This is a genomic window from Acidithiobacillus sp., from assembly GCF_023256195.1.
GTDB lineage: Bacteria > Pseudomonadota > Gammaproteobacteria > Acidithiobacillales > Acidithiobacillaceae > Acidithiobacillus_A.
This window is the reverse complement of the sequence record NZ_JAGDWX010000029.1, coordinates 11964-13536: the sequence shown is the minus strand read 5'-3', so window position 1 is coordinate 13536 and position 1573 is coordinate 11964. Positions and strand designations below refer to the sequence as shown.

Here is a 1573-nt window from a genome sequence, read left to right as displayed (position 1 = left end):
CCATAGGTAGACTTGGCATTTGGGCGTCTCAGGAATGGAGGCTGATCATGCTGAAAAATCGGCTGGACGATCACGGCCAATCTGCAGCCTTGACCGCGATGCACTATCTCGGTCAGAGCGACGATCTCTCCATACCCAAGCTCTTTTGGGTGCTGACCCATCCGGAATACCACATGGTAATGCGCGATCTGGAGCCGGTTTTGGGCTACTTTCTGCGGCACGCTAAGCCCGAAGAAAACGCCCAGAACTTGCTTTCCTCCATCGCAGATTCTCAGCACCGGGGTGATTGGACGGTGGTACAAAGAGCTGGATACCTTATAGACCTGTTGTGTCTTTTCGGTCCACAACAAGATTCGTGGCAGAATCTGGCTCTGGAGCGGATCGATGCACTATCGGCAAGCTTGCCGAAAATCCTGGAGCAAATACCATTCTTTCCCGGGGATCCGCGCAGAGTAACCGGAGATTCCCTGGTAATGCGCTGGCGGCTTTCATCCGGTGTGCTGTATGATCGTCTTGCCAAACTTCTGAGACCGCCTTATGTCTGCTGAGTCGTCGTTACCAAGGCTCTACACCGAAAGACCAATTTTTCAGGCGGTGCGCGAGCTTATACGACAGACAGAAGCATGTTTCCCGAAAGGAATGAAGGAGCAAGTTCGGGCGATATTGACGGGGGGTACCGCTATGGCATTGTATTCGCCCACCCGATCGTCCAACGATGTGGATGCCATATTTTCTCATCGGGTCGTATTGCCAGAACTACTCATAACCTATAACGACGAGCGAGGCATGCGACGTCAGATTACCTGGGATCGAAATTACGCTCCGGTTCTTGGTCTGTTACATCCGGAAGCCGAAGATCAAGCGATTTTTGTAGCGAACTCTCCAGATGGTGTGTTTGATATACGGGTTTTATCACCTGTAGATTTGGCGGTAACCAAGGTCAGTCGTTATGCGGATAATGACCAGCGAGATATTGTTGAGCTATACCGAGGCGGACTTATAGAACCAGAGCAGATCGAGAAAAGAGCGGTGGAGGCGCTTAGTTACTATGTTGGCAATCTCGAGCAAGTCCGCTACAACCTGATCGACGTCCTCGAAAAAATGGGAGCTAAACCGAAGATCCCGGAGATAGCATCGTCCTCGCTGGAAAGCCAGGAATCGGATTTTCGGGGCACGGATGCTCAGCGACTGGCGCGGCATAAGGATTCGGACATGCGGACGCATTGCCTTGCGGATGGTAAGCTGCATGGCAAACTTATGAGTCTCAGCGAGGATCTCTCTGTTGCTTTCCTTGCCCGGCGAGGTTGTCTGATTGCGGTTTATCGCAGCGACTTTCTGCCTATGCCGGGCCTAGTAAAGCATAAGGGCAGGACAGTTGTGTTGTTCCAGCGCGGACCGGAGACGGTGGTCCAGCGGCCAGGGCTTGAGATCTAGTTTAATTGAAATGCTCGTCAAACCTCGCCCTTCACGGCGACGAGGATGTCAACTCTTATGCTGCCTTCTGCAACGATCGATGGCCCGCATTGACAGCGGACGATCCAATGGTGCAAAGTGCCCACGGTTGCCGGTGTAA

Annotated in this window: 2 protein-coding genes; both read left to right on the top strand. The window is 52.6% G+C overall.

Annotated features, from left to right (window positions below):
* On the top strand, nt 1-548 hold a 548-nt coding region (locus Q0C23_RS07440; RefSeq protein ID WP_291511733.1), incomplete at its 5' end, for a hypothetical protein.
* The gene (locus Q0C23_RS07435) at nt 538-1434 is read left to right on the top strand and encodes a DUF6036 family nucleotidyltransferase (RefSeq protein WP_291511732.1); all 897 of its coding nucleotides are present in this window, start codon (nt 538-540) and stop codon (nt 1432-1434) included. The genes Q0C23_RS07440 and Q0C23_RS07435, both read left to right, overlap by 11 nt.
* Nucleotides 1435-1573: the final 139 nt, after the last annotated feature.